The organism is Microvirga massiliensis (assembly GCF_001006805.1).
Taxonomy (GTDB): Bacteria; Pseudomonadota; Alphaproteobacteria; order Rhizobiales; family Beijerinckiaceae; genus Microvirga; species Microvirga massiliensis.
The window spans coordinates 1-2,311 of the sequence record NZ_LN811394.1; the positions used below are offsets into that span (position 1 = coordinate 1).

1 protein-coding gene and 1 pseudogene are annotated in these 2,311 nt (G+C 61.8%); both read right to left on the reverse strand.

Annotated elements, in window-relative coordinates:
• On the reverse strand, positions 1–1,952 hold a 1,952-nt coding region (locus BN1233_RS44075; RefSeq protein ID WP_147707868.1), incomplete at its 3' end, for a type II toxin-antitoxin system ParD family antitoxin.
• Positions 1,953–2,071: 119 nt separating this feature from the next.
• A pseudogene (locus BN1233_RS49400) lies at positions 2,072–2,311 on the reverse strand (hypothetical protein); the annotation flags it as partial.

Genomic DNA, 2,311 nt, shown 5'->3' on the forward strand with positions numbered 1-2,311 from the left:
TCATTGGCTCGCACGAGCGCATCGAGCCGCCCGCGAAGGATTTGAGCCATCTCCTGTGGGGTGCGCGCCGACCGGGCGCTTACACTCACCATGCCGCTTGTGATCGCGAATATATTCTTGACCCGGTGGATCAGTTCTCGAAGCAGCAAGCGCTGGCGCTCCTGCGCCTCTTTCTCTGACCGGATGTCACGCGCCTCGATGATGGTCCCGATGGGCTTTCCGTCCTCGCCCTGGATCGGGCTCGCCGTGAAGGCCACGGGGTAGAAGCTGCCGTCCCTGTGGACGAAGATTTCCTCGCCCTGCATCTGATGGGCCTCGGGAAAGGCCCGGTCGATGGGACACTCCTCAAGGGGGTAGTGGCTACCATCAGGACGGGTGTGATGAATGACATCGTGCAGGGCTCGTCCCCTCACTTCCGCGAGCGAGTAGCCGGTGAGCTTTTCGGCCGCGGGGTTCATGTAGACGCATTGCTGGCGCTCATCCATGCGGAGGACTGCGACCGAGGCATTGTTGAGCACCGCATTCAGGTGGCGCTGGCTTTCCCGCAGGGCCTCTTCGACACGCCTGTGTTCGGTGATGTCGCGGGCAATCTTCGATGCACCGACGACGCTGCCCTGAGCATCCCTGACAGGTGAGACCGTCAGCGATATCTCGACGAGACTTCCATCCTTGCGTTGGCGAATCGTCTCGTAGTGCTCGACGCGCTCGCCCCGGCAAATCCGCTCGATGATCTCTAATTCCTCGTCCTTCCTGTCATCGGGTAGCAGGATCGTGACGGGTTTGCCGATTACCTCCTCGGCCCGGTGGCCATAGAGCCGTTCCGCCCCTTCGTTCCAGCTTGTAATAGTACAATCGAGATTGATGCTCACGATGGCATCGTTCGACGAGGTGATGATGGCCGCGAGTTGCCGCTCGACCTCCTCGGCGCGCTTGTGCTCGGTGATGTCCACCACGGCACCGGGAAACCGCAGGGGCTTGCCTTCGTCATCATAGAGGCATTCGCCGCGCGCCTCGATCCAGCGAACCGTGCCGTCCTTTTGAAGGAGCCGGTATTCCTGAACGTATTTCTGACCGGTCGCGATGGTGTGATTGACCGCCTCAGCAACCCGGCCCCGGTCATCGGGGTGGATACCGGCCATGTAGTCGGCAATCGGTGTGCCTGCCCCGCCCTTCTCGGGATTGACCGAGAACATCGCGGCAAACCGTGGGTCGGAGTAGAAGGTATCCGATGGGATGTGCCAGTCGAAGGTGCCGACCATGCCGGATGCGTCGAGAGCAAAGGACAGGCGCTCCTCGGCTTTTGCCAGTGCCCGCTCGGCCAGCACGCGCTCGGTCGTCTCCACCACGACAGCGAGCACGCCTGCGGGCTGGCCGCTCTCGTCCAGCACGGGAGAGTAGTCGAGATTCATCCAGACCGGCTCGGGAACCCCATTTCGATAGAGGGTCAACTCCTGATCGCGGTAAGATAGCGTGCCCCCGCTCAGGCCGACCTTCATGACGTGATCGTTGAAGTCGGCGACCTCGGGCCAGCCCTCTCTTACCTTGGAGCCGAACAGGCGAGGATGGCGGCCTCCCGCGAAGTCGGAATAGGCGTCGTTGTAGATCATGACGCCATCCGGTCCCCACAGCAGGACGATGGGAACCGGCGAGCGCAGGAGAAGGCCGACCGTCGTTTTGAGGCTTTGCGGCCAAGAGGAGAGCGGTCCAATCGAGGTACGGGACCATTCGTAGACCCGCGTGAGCCTGCCCGTCTCGCTGTCGTCGAGAAAATCGAGGTTGCAGGCGGGAGTTTCATCCCTTTTCAGCAGATGATGCTCCTCCTTTTCCAGGGCCCGAAGGCCAGCCCGCACGACCTCGCTGGCGCTGCGGTAGCGGCCCGAGGCGACTTTGGTGGCCACAAGCGCGGTCAATTCGGGCGTCAGGGACACCGAGAGGGCTGATTTGGAAGGCATGTCTGAAGGGTGGGAAAAATTGGCACCCGCAATTTAGGTGGTCATGTAGCCGTGGCAATAACCTGTGATGATGACGCTAGGTCAGGCATGCCCTCGACCTAACCTCTCACACGTCACCTTCAGCCAATCCGACATGTCCCTGACCGGTAGGGCTCGTTACGCCGCTTCGAGACGATCCCTGCGAGGCCCATCTCGCAGGCATGGCGGAACAGGGCCTCACCCTCATGGCCTTCGGCTCGGCTGCTGAACCAGGGGCCGTCATGAAGCTCCTCACGTAAGAGGAAAGCGGGCTTGATCCGACGCTCGTCGAGAGGATTGGGCCGTAAGTCGCGTCCTTGAGGGTGGGAGGTCGAAGGCGA